2 protein-coding genes are annotated in these 1,224 nt (G+C 76.8%); both read right to left on the reverse strand.

Going from position 1 to position 1,224, the window contains the following annotated elements:
* On the reverse strand, positions 1 to 623 hold a 623-nt coding region (locus HGA02_RS19750; RefSeq protein WP_343035650.1), incomplete at its 3' end, for a DNA glycosylase AlkZ-like family protein.
* Positions 624 to 762: 139 nt separating this feature from the next.
* A partial coding sequence (locus HGA02_RS19755; RefSeq protein ID WP_210728846.1) for a hypothetical protein occupies positions 763 to 1,224 on the reverse strand: 462 nt, incomplete at its 5' end.

Consider the following 1,224-nt stretch of genomic DNA (forward strand, 5'->3'; position numbering starts at 1 on the left):
CGCTCGTCGCGGCGTCGCCGCGCCTCCTCGACGGGCACGGGCGGGTCGTCGGGGTAGATCCGCTCGGCCAGGTCCCAGAGCCGGTCGCGCCCGCGCCGACCCGCGGCGGCGACCTCGCCCGCCTGCACCATGAGGTCGAGCATCATCGGGACGTTGCGGTCCCGGTTCCAGCCGCTCGACCGCCAGGGGCGGACGGTCGTGTCGGGCAGCTCGCGCGCGGTGAGCGGCCCGTCACCCCGCAGCGCGTCGAGGATGTCCTGGCGGCACGCCGCGTTGTCGCGCAACCAGCGGGCCTGGGAGTGCGCCCACGCCTTGGCGTCCGGTCCGGGCCACGCGGCCATCTCCGCGGTGTAGAGCGCGAGGTCCTCGGCCGGGCGGATCATGCCCTGCACGTCGACGAGCGTCTGGTCGTCGACCGCGTCCGCGAGCTCGTCGGGGTCGTACCGCGACCCGATCCGGCTCCACAGCACGAGGTCGGCGCTCGGCGCGACGGCCTTGGTGTGGTCGACCTGGAGCATCGTGAGCCCGCGCACGACGGCCAGCACGTCGGTCGGCCGCGGCGCGGTCAGCAGCTGCGCGCGGACGGCGACGCGGCGGGCGTCGGCGCGGGACAGGTGGTGCACCGCACCGACGCTACGACGCACCTCCGACACACGGCGTGGGCGGGGTTTCCAGGATGGCGGGGCGGTCGGCGCGACGCCGTGGTGACCGGCGACGGTGGCCGACGACGACGCCCGGGCCGACCGCGTCCCGCGGTCGGGGTCAGACGGTGACGTCGACCGCCCGGTCCGGGAGGCTCGGCGGGTCCGCCGGCCGCCGTGCGGTCGCACGACCGACGACGAGCAGGGCGAGCAGCGCCGGGACCCACCCGTACAGCAGCCCCGCGGCGCCGCCGTCGGTCGGGCCGTAGAGCAGCATCTGCTGCACGTACCAGCGGCCGTCGCCGACGGGGTCCAGGCCCAGGCCGACGAGCACGGTCGGGATCGCGCCGACGAGCGCCGCGACGACGCAGGACAGCCACACGGCCAGGAGCAGGACGAGCCGCCCGTCGGGCAGCGTCGTGGTGCGGACCGCGACGTAGGTGAGCGCGCCGGCGATCGTGCCGACGAGCGCCCCGCACACGAGCAGCGCCCCCGGCGACGCGTCAGCGGCGGTCGTCACGGGCGCGAGCCAGTCGGCGACCGTGGAGACGGTGGCCGCGAGCTCGGAGCGCGCGGTCGTGAC

It is taken from the genome of Cellulomonas septica, from assembly GCF_012396155.1.
Lineage (GTDB): Bacteria > Actinomycetota > Actinomycetes > Actinomycetales > Cellulomonadaceae > Cellulomonas > Cellulomonas septica.